This is a genomic window from Enterobacter cloacae complex sp.6700776, from assembly GCF_048284255.1.
GTDB lineage: Bacteria > Pseudomonadota > Gammaproteobacteria > Enterobacterales > Enterobacteriaceae > Enterobacter > Enterobacter intestinihominis.
Map to the genome: position 1 here is coordinate 23,953 of NZ_JBLVYK010000012.1, position 13,016 is coordinate 36,968.

Annotated in this window: 8 protein-coding genes; 1 reads left to right on the plus strand and 7 read right to left on the minus strand. The window is 57.8% G+C overall.

From position 1 onward, the window contains the following. Positions 1 to 85: 85 nt before the first annotated feature. The 6 genes from glgP to asd form a co-directional block, all read right to left on the minus strand. On the minus strand, positions 86 to 2,533 hold the full coding sequence (gene glgP, locus ACNQ0T_RS16400) for a glycogen phosphorylase (protein WP_023307123.1): 2,448 nt from the start codon (positions 2,531 to 2,533) through the stop codon (positions 86 to 88). Between the two features lie 18 nt (positions 2,534 to 2,551). Further along, positions 2,552 to 3,985 (minus strand): glycogen synthase GlgA, encoded by a 1,434-nt coding sequence (gene glgA, locus ACNQ0T_RS16405; RefSeq protein ID WP_022649646.1) that lies wholly within the window; start codon positions 3,983 to 3,985, stop codon positions 2,552 to 2,554. Next, on the minus strand, positions 3,985 to 5,280 hold the full coding sequence (gene glgC, locus ACNQ0T_RS16410) for a glucose-1-phosphate adenylyltransferase (RefSeq protein ID WP_003861582.1): 1,296 nt from the start codon (positions 5,278 to 5,280) through the stop codon (positions 3,985 to 3,987). Before glgC ends, glgA begins: the two co-directional genes overlap by 1 nt. A 17-nt stretch (positions 5,281 to 5,297) precedes the next feature. After that, complete coding sequence (gene glgX / locus ACNQ0T_RS16415) at positions 5,298 to 7,271, minus strand: glycogen debranching protein GlgX (protein ID WP_155024854.1); 1,974 nt, start codon at positions 7,269 to 7,271, stop codon at positions 5,298 to 5,300. Next, positions 7,268 to 9,454: a 1,4-alpha-glucan branching enzyme gene (gene glgB / locus ACNQ0T_RS16420; protein WP_023298793.1), complete on the minus strand. Its 2,187-nt coding sequence runs from the start codon at positions 9,452 to 9,454 to the stop codon at positions 7,268 to 7,270. The genes glgX and glgB overlap by 4 nt, the downstream gene beginning before the upstream one ends. Before the next feature lie 239 nt (positions 9,455 to 9,693). Next, positions 9,694 to 10,797: an aspartate-semialdehyde dehydrogenase gene (gene asd / locus ACNQ0T_RS16425; RefSeq protein ID WP_038416860.1), complete on the minus strand. Its 1,104-nt coding sequence runs from the start codon at positions 10,795 to 10,797 to the stop codon at positions 9,694 to 9,696. A gap of 178 nt (positions 10,798 to 10,975) precedes the next feature. Between asd and yhgN the strand changes: the two genes are divergently transcribed. Further along, a complete protein-coding gene (yhgN, locus tag ACNQ0T_RS16430) occupies positions 10,976 to 11,569 on the plus strand; it encodes an NAAT family transporter YhgN (RefSeq protein WP_003861574.1) in 594 nt (197 codons plus the stop codon). Between the two features lie 105 nt (positions 11,570 to 11,674). On the opposite strand, the gene gntU is transcribed toward yhgN, so the two are convergent. Then, positions 11,675 to 13,015 carry a gluconate transporter gene (gene gntU, locus ACNQ0T_RS16435; RefSeq protein WP_017693851.1) on the minus strand — a complete coding sequence of 447 codons (1,341 nt, stop codon included), beginning with the start codon at positions 13,013 to 13,015 and terminating at the stop codon, positions 11,675 to 11,677. Between the last annotated feature and the right edge of the window lies 1 nt (position 13,016).

The window sequence follows — 13,016 nt, forward strand, 5'->3', positions numbered from 1 at the left end:
ACAAAAAATGCCCGGTGGCGCTGCGCTTACCGGGCCTACAGGATCGAGTAGGCCGGGTAAGGCGGAGCCGCCACCCGGCTTTGTTTTACAACCTCACCGGATCAATATGCCAGATATTCTCGGCATACTCTTTGATGGTCCTGTCTGACGAGAAGTATCCCATGTTGGCGATGTTATGCATCGCGGCGCTGGTCCACTTCTCCTGCTGACGGTACAGTTCGTCCACCTTATCCTGACAATCCACGTAGCTGCGGTAATCCGCCAGCACCTGATAGTGATCGCCAAAGTTAATCAGCGAGTCCACCAGGTCACGATAGCGCCCAGGCTCCTCAGGGTTAAACACCCCGGTGGCGATTTGCGTCAGCACCTGGCGTAACTCTTCATCCTCTTCATAATACTCACGCGGCGAGTAGCCCTGCTTGCGAAGCGCCTCCACCTCTTCCGCCGTATTCCCGAAGATAAAGATATTCTCCGCGCCCACATGCTCCAGCATTTCGACATTTGCGCCGTCCAGCGTGCCGATGGTCAGCGCGCCGTTCAGGGCAAACTTCATGTTGCTGGTGCCGGATGCTTCCGTCCCCGCCGTGGAAATCTGCTCTGAGAGATCCGCCGCCGGAATAATCAGCTGCGCCAGGCTTACGCTGTAGTTCGGGATAAACACCACTTTCAGCTTGTCACCAATGTCCGGATCCTGGTTCACTACCTTCGCCACATCGTTGATAAGATGAATGATGTGCTTCGCCATGTAGTACGCGGAGGCCGCCTTACCGGCAAAAATTTTCACGCGCGGCACCCACTCCGCCGTCGGGTCAGCCTTAATGCGGTTGTAGTGAGTGATGACGTGCAGGACGTTCATCAGCTGACGCTTGTACTCGTGGATACGTTTGATCTGCACGTCGAACAGCGCTTTCGGGTTCGCCACCACGTTGAGATGCATCGCCAGCCAGACTGACAGCCGTTTCTTGTTCAGCAGCTTGGCTTCCCGTACGGCTTTGTTCACCGTCGGAAAATCAATGTGTTGCTCAAGCTCGCTCAGCTGGCTCAAATCGGTGCGCCAGGTGCGGCCGATATTTTCGTCCAGCACGTCAGACAGCGGCTGGTTCGCCAGCGCCAGCCAGCGGCGCGGGGTGACGCCGTTGGTCACGTTGCAGAAACGCGTCGGGAAGATCTTCGCAAAGTCTGCAAACAGCGACTGCACCATCAGGTTCGAATGCAGCTCTGAAACCCCGTTAACCTTATGGCTGATCACCACCGCCAGCCAGGCCATGCGTACGCGACGCCCGTTGGATTCATCAATGATCGAGGCGCGGCTCAGCAGACCGGTATCGTTCGGGTACTGCTCCTGCAAGGTCTTGAGGAAGTAGTCGTTGATCTCGAAGATGATTTGCAGGTGGCGCGGCAGAATTTTGCCGAGCATATCCACAGGCCACGTCTCCAGCGCTTCACTCATCAGCGTATGGTTGGTGTACGAGAACACCTGGCAGGTTACTTCAAACGCGTCATCCCAGCTGAACTTATGCTCGTCAATCAGCAGGCGCATCAGCTCAGGGATCGACAGCACCGGATGGGTATCGTTGAGGTGAATAGCGGTTTTTTCCGCCAGATTCGCATAGGTTTTGTGCAGCTGATAGTGACGGCTAAGGATATCCTGAATCGTTGCCGAGACGAGGAAATACTCCTGACGCAGACGCAGCTCGCGGCCCGAGTAGGTCGAGTCATCCGGATACAGGACGCGGGACACGTTCTCAGAGTGGTTTTTATCTTCCACCGCCGCGAAGTAGTCGCCCTGATTGAATTTACCGAGGTTGATTTCGCTACTGGCCTGCGCGTTCCACAGACGCAGCGTGTTGGTCGCATCGGTGTCGTAGCCGGGGATAATCTGGTCATAGGCCACGGCGAGGATCTCTTCGGTTTCCACCCAGCGGGATTTTTTCCCTTCCTGCTGAATACGCCCGCCAAAACGCACCTTGTAGCGCGTGTTGTGGCGCTTGAACTCCCACGGGTTACCGTACTCCAGCCAGTAGTCCGGCGACTCTTTCTGACGGCCATCAACGATGTTCTGCTTGAACATGCCGTAGTCGTAGCGAATACCGTACCCGCGTCCCGGCAGCGCCAGCGTCGCCAGTGAATCGAGGAAGCAGGCGGCAAGACGCCCGAGACCACCGTTACCCAGCCCCGGGTCGTTCTCTTCGTCAATCAGCTCTTCTAAGTCCAGCCCCATCTCTTCCAGTGCGTTTTTGACGTCGTCATAAATCCCGAGCGATAACAGCGCATTGGAGAGGGTGCGACCAATCAAAAACTCCATCGACAGGTAATACACCTGTCGCGTCTCCTGCGAGAGCTGGGCGCGGTTGGAGCGCAGCCAGCGTTCGACCATACGGTCACGCACCGCAAACAGCGTGGCGTTTAGCCACTCATGTTTGTTGGCAATAACGGGATCTTTCCCAATAGTAAACATCAGCTTATAGGCGATGGAGTGTTTCAACGCCTCAACGCTGAGCGTGGGGGAAGAGTAGCTAAATGGAGCATTCATATCAGTAACTTCGCCTCGTTACATCAAGCGTTGATAAAGGTCGCGGTAGGACTGCGCCGCAACGTGCCAGCCAAAGTCCATGGACATCGCCTGACGTTGTACGTAACGCCACAGGGATGGACGGGACCACAAGACGAAAGCACGCCGGATCGCCCGAAGCAGCGACCAGGCATTACTGTCCTCGAAAACAAATCCGCTGGCGATACCATCCGCCAGGTTTTCCAGGGAGCTGTCAGACACCGTATCCGCCAGCCCGCCCGTGCGGCGTACCAGCGGCAGCGTGCCGTATTTCAGACCATAGAGCTGCGTCAGCCCGCAGGGCTCGAAACGGCTCGGCACCAGAATCACGTCCGCGCCGCCCATGATGCGGTGCGAGAACGCTTCGTGATAGCCAATCTGCACGCCCACCTGCCCCGGATGTTCCGCCGCGGCCGCGAGGAAACCTTCCTGCAATACCGGGTCGCCCGCGCCGAGCAGCGCCAGCTGCCCACCCTGCTCCAGTAATCCCGGCAGCGCTTCCAGCACCAGATCCAGCCCTTTCTGGCTGGTCAGGCGGCTGACCACCGCAAACAGCGGTACCTTGTCGTTGACCTTCAGCCCCATCGCAATCTGTAGCTGACGCTTGTTCTCCGCTTTGTCCTCCACGGAGTCGCGACCATAGCGCGCTGCCAGCAGGAGGTCCGTTTCCGGATTCCAGATCTGTTCATCCACGCCGTTCAGAATGCCCGACAGACGACCTTCACGGTGGCGCTGTTGCAGCAGCCCTTCCATACCGTAACCGAACTCCGGCTGGGTAATTTCCCGCGCGTAGGTTGGGCTGACCGCCGTGATGTGGTCGGCGTAGTACAGACCGGCCTTCAGGAACGAAATCTGTCCGTTAAACTCCAGTCCGTGCATGTTAAAGAACGACCATGGCAGATCGATGTCATTCATATGATGCGCGTAATACATGCCCTGATACGCCAGGTTGTGCACCGTAAACACCGATTTCGCCGGGTGTCCTTTCGCCGCCAGATACGCAGGAGCCAGCCCCGCATGCCAGTCGTGCGCGTGCACCACGTTCGGACGCCAGAACGGATCCAGCCCGACGGCCATCTCCGCCCCCACCCAGCCGAGCAGGGCAAAGCGCAGCACGTTATCGGTATAGGCGTACAGGTTGGTATCGTGATACGGGCTGCCGGGTCGGTCGTATAAATGCGGCGCATCAATCAGGTAAATCCCTACGCCATTGTAATGTCCAAACAGCAGGGTGATACGTCCCGCGAAGGTCTCGCGGCGGGTAACAACCTTCGCATCGGGAATACCACGCCGGATATCCGGAAAAGCGGGTAACAACACGCGGGTATCCACCCCTCCGGCAATTTGCGCCGCCGGTAATGCACCAAGAACATCCGCCAGTCCGCCCGTTTTTAACAACGGGAACATCTCAGAACATACGTGTAAAACCTGCATCATCGCTCCTGTTTGATTTGCAGCTTCCGCAACATTTCCCGTGTTACTAACACGATCCCCTCTTCCGATCGGTAGAAACGACGTGCATCTTCTTCCGCGTTTTCCCCAATCACCATCCCTTCGGGAATGACGCAGGCACGGTCGATAACGCAGCGACGCAGACGACATGAGCGCCCTACCCAGACATCCGGCAGCAGGACTGCCGAATCGATATTACAGAATGAGTTTATACGCACGCGCGGGAACAGCACGGACTGCACCACCACCGAACCGGAGATAATGCACCCGCCAGAGACCAGCGAGTTCAGCGTCATACCGTGGCTGCCGGAGCGATCCTGGACGAACTTCGCCGGCGGCAGCGATTCCATATGGGTGCGAATCGGCCAGTTCTGGTCGTACATATCCAGTTCAGGCGTCACGGACGCCAGATCGAGGTTGGCTTTCCAGTAGGCTTCCAGCGTGCCGACGTCGCGCCAGTAAGGTTCCGCATTCGGATCGGACTGCACGCAGGACAACGGGAAAGGATGTGCATACGCCATGCCAGCTTTGGTAATTTTCGGGATGATGTCTTTACCGAAGTCGTGGCTGGAGTTTTCGTCTTTGTCGTCTTCTTCCAGCAGCTCATAAAGATAATCGGCATCAAAGACATAGATCCCCATGCTGGCGAGCGATTTGGTGTCGTCTCCCGGCATGGTTGGCGGATTCGCCGGTTTTTCGACAAAGTCGATAATCTTGTCGTCGCCATCTACATGCATCACGCCAAACGCGGTTGCTTCTGCAACAGGCACCGGCAGACACGCCACGGTGCAGCGCGCACCTTTTTCGACGTGGTCGATCAGCATGTGGGAGTAATCTTGCTTGTAGATGTGGTCCCCGGCGAGGATAACGATGTATTCCGCGTTGTAGCGGCGAATGATGTCGAGGTTCTGGGTCACGGCATCCGCCGTGCCGCGGTACCAGTTCTCCCCGTGAACGCGCTGCTGCGCCGGGAGCAGATCGACAAACTCGTTCATCTCTTCGCTGAAGAATGACCAGCCGCGCTGAATGTGCTGCACCAGCGTGTGCGACTGATACTGGGTAATGACGCCAATACGGCGAATGCCTGAGTTCAGGCAGTTGGAGAGTGCAAAATCGATAATACGGAACTTACCACCAAAGTGAACGGCCGGTTTGGCGCGCTTGATGGTCAAATCTTTCAGACGGGTACCACGCCCGCCCGCGAGGATCAGGGCAACTGTTTTTAATGGTAGCTGGCGCGCCAACATTAACGGATCGTTCTTCTCTAATCTAACCATGACTAACTCCTTTTTTATCATCTTTGGAATACGCACACTCCGTGCGCAGGCCCGTGCCAGACAGCCATAACAACCGGATTATCCGCTCCGGCAAAGGGAGGAATGGCTCGCCATTCCCCGTCAGGTAAAACAATCTCTGCGACGTCATCCGTCGCGTTCAGCGTCACCAGCCACGCATCCGAAAGCAGGATTTGCAGACAGGGTATGCCGTGTTGCCACTCTTGCGCGCTTAACGGTTGCGCGTCTTTATTCAGCCAGCGAACGTTGCCGTCGCCCTCTTCCCACCAGCAGTCGGCGGTGAGCGCGGGGATGTGCTGGCGAAGATGGATCAGCGCCGCGGTGAAATGGGTCAACCCGCTGTTCGCTTCTTCCCAGTTGAGCCAGGTCAGGGTGTTGTCCTGGCAATAGGCGTTGTTGTTGCCGTGCTGGCTGTGACCGTGCTCATCGCCCGCCAGCAGCATCGGCGTGCCCTGCGACAACAAAAGCGTCGTCAGCAGCGCATGAACGCTGGCGCGTCGCCGCTCGATCACATCCAGACTTCCGCCTAACCCTTCTATACCATGGTTAAAGCTATGGTTGTTGTTAGTCCCATCGCGATTCTCTTCGCCGTTTGCCTCATTGTGTTTCTGATTGAAACAAACGCAGTCGCGCAGCGTAAAACCGTCGTGCGCCGTCACCAGATTAATGGTGGCCGACGGACGTTTGCCGTCACGCTTAAAGAGATCGCTGGAGCCGGCAAAGCGACCGGCAAACTCCCCCAGCGACAGATCGCGCGTCAGCCAGAAGCGGCGGACGGCATCGCGGAAGTGGTCGTTCCACTCGGCAAACAGCGGCGGGAAGTTCCCCACCTGATAACCGCCCTCGCCGATGTCCCAGGGCTCCGCAATCAGCTTCACCTTTGAAAGCACCGGACAGTTTTTGATGGCCTCAAACAGCGGCGCCTGCTGGCTGAACGCCGGGGTGCGCCCCATTACCGGCGCCAGGTCGAAACGAAAACCGTCCACGTGGAACGTCTCAACCCAGTATTTCAGGCACGCGTACGCGTAATGCGTAACGGCCGGATGACTGAGGTTGAGGGTGTTACCGCACCCGGTCCAGTTCTCGTAATCGCCGTCGTCCCTGATCCAATAATAGCTACGGTTATCGATTCCGCGCTGTGAGAGCGTCGGGCCATCAAGATCGCTTTCTGCACTGTGGTTCAACACCACGTCCAGAATGACCTCGATACCCGCCGCGTGAAGCGCCTTCACCGCATCGCGAAACTCATCCCGCGCCTTCTCCGGATGCACCGCGTAGCGCGGGTCGAGGGCGAACATCGCCAGCGGGTTGTAGCCCCAGTAGTTGCTTAACCCAAGACGCTGCAGCCGCGGCTCGCTGGCAAAATGCGCCACGGGCAACAGCTCCAGGGCGGTGATCCCTAAGTGCTTCAGGTACGCGACCATCGTCGGATGCCCAAGCGCTTTGTAGGTGCCGCGCATCTCTTTGGGGATTGACGGATGCAGATACGTCAGCCCTTTGACGTGGGCTTCATAAATAACGGTGTTGCCCCACGGCGTGCGCGGCGGGGCATCGTCTTCCCAGTCGTAGAGATCGTGTACCACCACGCTTTTGGGCGCGACGGGTGCGCTGTCGCGGTGGTCTGGTTCGCCGTAGCCAACGTGGAACAGCGGGTCGTCTTTAAACTCGCCGTCCACGCGGTGCGCACATGGGTCAATCAGCAGCTTCGCCGGGTTAAACCAGTGCCCCTGAGAGGGCTCCCAGGGGCCGTGAACGCGAAAACCGTAGTGCATCCCCGACCGTCCTCCGGGCAGGTAGCCATGCCAGGTATCCCCCGTGCGCGCCGGTAAATCGTAACGGTGTTCGTTACCTTCCCCGTCAAACACACAGAGTTCCACCCGCTCAGCGTGGGCAGAAAAGAGCGTAAAGTTCACCCCCTTTCCGTCAAAACTCGCCCCGAGCGGTTCGGGTTTACCTGCCGAGAGCTGCGTCATTCTCCCTCCCGCACCAGCCAGATTGTGCTCAGCGGCGGCAGCGTCAGGCCAAGGGAGTTCGGACGACCGTGGCTTTCGATGGCGTCGCTCTGTACCAGGCCACCGTTACCGGCGTTGCTGCCGTGGTAGTGCATGGAGTCGGTGTTAAGGATTTCGCGCCATTTGCCCGGCTGGTTTATGCCGAAGCGGTAGTGTTCGCGCGGTATCGGCGTGAAGTTGCTGGCGACGATGATCTCGTTACCGGCTTTATCACGTCGTACAAAGACAAACACCGAGCGCTCGTGGTCGTCCACCACCAGCCACTCAAAGCCGTACGGATCGAAGTCCAGCTCGTGCAGCGCTTTGTGGTGACGATAGGTCAGGTTCAGGTCGCGAACCAGACGCTGCACGCCGTGGTGCCAGTTGTCCGCGCCTTCCAGCAGATGCCAGTCAAGGCTGGTGTCGTGGTTCCATTCGCGCCCTTGCGCAAATTCGTTGCCCATAAACAGCAGCTTTTTGCCCGGGAAGGCGAACATCCAGCCGTAATAGGCGCGCAGGTTGGCAAACTTCTGCCACGCGTCCCCCGGCATGCGGTCGAGAACGGATTTCTTGCCGTGTACCACTTCATCGTGCGACAGCGGCAGCATGAAGTTTTCGGTGTAGTTGTAGAGTAGCCCGAAGGTGAGCTTATCGTGGTGATACTGACGATAAACCGGGTCAAGCTTCATGTAGTCGAGCGTGTCGTGCATCCAGCCGAGGTTCCACTTGTACCAGAAGCCCAGGCCGCCCATTGCCGGTGGACGGGAAACGCCCGGGAAGTCTGTTGACTCTTCCGCCATGGTCACGGCGCCTTCCACCTGCTCGCCGATGATGCGGTTGGTGTTGCGCAGAAACTCAATCGCTTCGAGGTTTTCACGCCCGCCATACTCGTTTGGGATCCACTCACCCTCTTTGCGGCTGTAGTCGCGGTAGATCATCGACGCCACCGCATCGACGCGCAGGGCATCAATGCCGAAACGTTCGATCCAGTACAGCGCGTTCCCGACCAGGTAGTTTGACACTTCACGGCGACCGTAGTTGTAGATCAGCGTGTTCCAGTCCTGGTGATAGCCTTCGCGCGGATCGCTGTGCTCGTACAACTTCGTACCGTCAAACTCTGCCAGCGCAAAATCATCCGACGGGAAGTGGCCCGGCACCCAGTCGAGGATCACGTTCAGTCCGGCGGCGTGCGCGGCATCAATGAAATAGCGGAAGTCATCGCGCGTGCCGAAGCGGCGCGTAGGCGCATATAGCCCGGTCGGCTGATAGCCCCAGCTACCGTCGAACGGGTGTTCGTTGATTGGCAGCAGCTCCAGATGGGTAAAGCCCATCCATTTGGCGTACGGCACCAGCTGGTCCGCCAGCTCGCGATAGCTCAGCCAGAAGTTGTTATCGGTGTGGCGACGCCAGGAGCCGAGATGCACTTCATAGACGGAGATCGGCGCATCAAAGCGGTTGGCCTGCTTGCGCTCCTCGCTCTGGACAACCTTCTCCGGCAGGCCGCAAATCAGCGAGGCGGTATTCGGGCGCAGTTCGGCCTCAAAGGCGTACGGGTCGGATTTAATACGCAGCTTGCCGTTGGCATCGATCATCTCGAATTTGTAGAGCTGACCGTTGTGCGCGCCGGGGATAAACAGCTCCCAGATGCCGGTTTCCCGGCGCAGGCGCATGGGGTGACGACGACCGTCCCAGTAGTTGAACTGCCCGACGACGGAGACGCGCTGGGCGTTTGGCGCCCATACGGCAAAGCGCGTGCCGGTGATACCGTCCATGGTATCCGCATGGGCACCCAGCGTTTCGTAGGGGCGTAAATGGGTCCCTTCGGACAGCAGCCAGGCGTCCATCTCTTTTAAGAGCGGGCCGAAGCTATAGGGATCATCAATCAGGTTTTGCTGACCGTGCCAGATAACGGCAAGCTGATAACGAAAAGGATTTTTACGGCGGGGCATGACGCCCGAGAAGAAGCCACGCGAGTCGAGGCATTCCAGATTACCCACCTTGCGGCCGGTTTTGGGTTCGATAACCCACACTTCTGTTGCATCCGGTAACAGCGCCCGAACTTCCAGTCCGGCCTCTGTACGGTGCATCCCTAGCACAGAAAAGGGGTCGGCAAAGTGACCCGCAATAAGCGCATTAATCACGTCTCTCGAAATACGATCGGACATGGTATTCATCCTGTTTTTTTATGTCGCCCTTTTTACGCGCTCCGGGACGACTTTTAATGTGACCTAAACGGTGCAGTTAATCCTCTCTGCTCCGCCCTACCCTCAGGTGAGAAATAAATCTTCCTTAAAGCATAGCCAACGTCGTGGGCCCTCCTGATAAAAAATAAGACATCTGCGTTTTACTCCATGTAGTACGCAAAAAAAGGGGGTGACATTCACCCCCGGTGTTTAACAAATTATTACGCCAGCTGGCGCAGCATGCGGCGCAGCGGCTCGGCGGCACCCCACAGAAGCTGGTCGCCAACGGTGAACGCGGAGAGGTACTCCGGCCCCATGTTCAGCTTGCGCAGGCGGCCAACCGGGGTGGTCAGCGTGCCGGTAACGGCTGCCGGGGTCAGTTCGCGCATGGTGATATCGCGATCGTTTGGCACCACTTTCGCCCACGGGTTGTGCGCGGCCAGCAGCTCTTCCACGGTCGGAATAGACACATCTTTTTTCAGTTTAATGGTGAAAGCCTGGCTGTGACAGCGCAGCGCGCCGATACGCACGCACAGACCGTCAACCGGAATGGTGTTCGCGGTGGCGAGGATTTTGTTGGTCTCAGCCTGGCCCTTCCACTCTTCGCGGGTCTGGCCGTTATCCAGCTGTTTGTCGATCCACGGGATCAGGCCGCCGGCCAGCGGTACGCCAAAGTTATCCATCGGCAATTCGCCACTGCGGGTGAGCTGAGTGACTTTACGCTCGATATCGAGGATCGCGGACGCCGGGTTTGCCAGCTCGGTCGCGACGCTCTGGTGCAGCTGGCCCATCTGGGTCAGCAGCTCGCGCATATGACGCGCGCCGCCGCCGGACGCCGCCTGGTAGGTCGCTACGGAGACCCACTCCACCAGATCCTGTGCGAACAGGCCGCCGAGGGACATCAGCATCAGGCTGACGGTGCAGTTACCGCCAACAAACGTTTTCACGCCGTTGTTCAGGCCGTCGGTGATGACATCCTGGTTAACCGGGTCGAGAATGATGATGGCATCGTCTTTCATACGCAGCGAAGAGGCCGCGTCAATCCAGTAGCCCTGCCAGCCGCTTTCACGCAGCTTCGGATAAATTTCGTTGGTATAATCGCCGCCCTGGCAGGTCACAATAATGTCGAGTGCCTTCAGCGCTTCCAGATCGTAAGCATCCTGCAACGTGCCTGTGGTACCACCAAAGGACGGTGCAGCCTGGCCGAGCTGGGAAGTGGAGAAGAAGACCGGGCGGATGGCGTCGAAATCGCGCTCTTCAACCATGCGTTGCATGAGTACAGAGCCGACCATACCGCGCCAGCCGATAAAACCAACGTTTTTCATAGCATTTTTTTCCTGCAAGGGGTGTGTGCTGATTGTGCAAGCCAGTATTGAACTGGGATATGCTTCACATTACAAAATGCTGCCAAAGTCGCAAGCGAAATTAATCGATGATTGCCCGGCAATCAGTAAAAGTGCTAATCATCGCAATGACCACAATAAGTATCAGGGATAATTTAAGATGAGTGAAATCATTTCCGCAGCGGTTTTATTGATCCTGATTATGGATCCGCTCGGTAATCTGCCGATCTTCATGTCGGTGCTGAAGCACACCGAGCCGAAGCGCCGTCGGGCGATCATGATCCGCGAGCTGCTCATCGCCCTGCTGGTGATGTTTATCTTCCTGTTCGCCGGTGAAAAAATCCTCGCTTTCCTGAACTTACGTGCCGAAACGGTCTCCATTTCCGGCGGGATCATTTTGTTCCTGATTGCCATAAAGATGATTTTCCCGAGCGCGGAAGGCAGCAGCAGCGGCCTGCCTGCGGGTGAAGAACCGTTTATCGTGCCGCTGGCGATTCCGCTGGTCGCCGGGCCAACGATTCTGGCAACGCTGATGCTGTTGTCGCATCAGTATCCGAATCAGATGAGCCATCTGGTCATTGCCCTGCTGATCGCCTGGGGCGGGACATTTATTATCCTGTTGCAGTCGTCGCTGTTCCTGCGCCTGCTGGGCGAGAAAGGGGTGAACGCCCTTGAGCGCCTGATGGGGCTGATTCTGGTGATGATGGCGACGCAGATGTTCCTGGATGGGATCCGGGCATGGATGAAAGGGTGAAGATGTAAAAAAGCCGGGTGGCGCTTACGCTTACCCGGCCTACGGGACCTGATTTTTTTGTAGGTCGGGTAAGGCGAAGCCGCCACCCGACAAAATACGGTCTCGTTAGCTCAGCAGCGTAAACGCAATCATCCCGACAACCGCACCCGTCGTGCCAAGGATGGTTTCCATCAGCGTCCAGGTTTTCAGGGTTTGCGCTTCGGTTGCGCCGGTAAATTTACCGAACAGCCAGAAGCCTGCGTCGTTCACGTGAGATACCACAATCGAGCCGCCCGCGATACAGATAGAGAGCGCCGCCATCTGCGCGCCGGAGTAGTTCAGCTGTTCAATCACCGGCATCACCAGCCCCACCGCGGTTAAGCACGCCACGGTCGCGGAGCCCTGAATGATACGCACCGCCGCGGCCAGCACGAAGCAGGTGACCGCAATCGGCAGGCCCATTCCGGTCAGCGCTTCGCCCAGCGCCGGACCCACACCGGAATCCACCAGCACCTGCTTGAACACGCCGCCCGCCCCGATCACCAGCAGAATAATCCCCGCAGGTTGTAGCGCGGCACCGCATATCTCCATCACGCGATCTTTTGGCATGCCCTGACGCATCGCCAGGCCGTAAATCGCGACCAGACACGCCACCAGGATCGCAGTGAACGGATGACCAATAAATTCGAACCATTCGTAAGCGGTTGACCCCACCGGCACAAAACGCGCAGCGATGGTTTTCAGGCCCACCAGCACCAGCGGCAGCAGGATCAGCGACAGACTGAAGCCGAAGGACGGCATTTTGCCCTCGCCCAGGTGCGGCTCGGAGATGTCATCCGGAATGTGCAGCTCAACGTAACGGCTAATGAAGTTGCCCCACAGCGGACCGGCGATAATCATCCCCGGGATCGCCGCACACAGGCCAATCAGGATCATCCAGCCAAAGTCAGCATGCATCTGGGAAGCCAGCAGCATCGGCGCAGGCCCCGGCAGCAGAAACGCCGCCGCCGCCGCCACGCCCGCAAACAGCGGAATGACCAGCTTCACGAGGTTCGTACCGGTATGGCGTGCCATGGAGAACGCCACGCTAATCAGCAGCACCACCGCCACTTCAAAGAACAGCGGCAGCGCGCAAATCAGACCAGCCAGACCAATCGCGTAGTGCGCACGGCTGTGTCCGAAGGATTTCAGCATCTTGACGGCAATCTGATCGACCGCGCCCGTCTCGTGCAAAATCTTGCCAAACATCGCGCCGAGCGCGACTACGATGGCCAGGAAGCCGAGCGTGCCGCCCATCCCTTTTTCCATCGTCGCCGCAATTTTGTCGAGCGGCATTCCGGAAAAGAGACCGGCACCAATAGAAACCACCATCAAAGCAACGAAGGCGTGCATACGTGCCTTCATCACTAAAAACAGCAGCAGCAATACGGAACCCACTGCTGTCAAAACTAGCGTTAATGTACTCAAA